General features: G+C 53.2%; 1 protein-coding gene. It reads right to left on the reverse strand.

Annotated features, from left to right (window positions below):
• A partial coding sequence (locus tag H9565_RS20140; protein ID WP_215442165.1) for a hypothetical protein occupies window positions 1-203 on the reverse strand: 203 nt, incomplete at both ends.

Below are 203 nucleotides of genomic sequence, written 5' to 3' on the forward strand. Positions count from 1 at the left end.
TGTCCGTCCACATAGGTCTTCACGGCAAGTTCCGTAGGGAACTTGGTGTTTGTGGCATCGGCCAAGGTAACGTCATCGGATTTGTTCGCGGAATCTTCTTTTAGGGCGATTGCTGCATCTGCGTCCGCTTCGTTCTGGTCCACATCGTTTTGCACGGCAAGAATCGCCGCATCTGCGTCAGTTTCGTTCTGGTCCACGTCGTT

Source organism: Zobellia russellii (assembly GCF_018728565.1).
In the GTDB taxonomy this organism is placed as follows: Bacteria; Bacteroidota; Bacteroidia; order Flavobacteriales; family Flavobacteriaceae; genus Zobellia; species Zobellia russellii.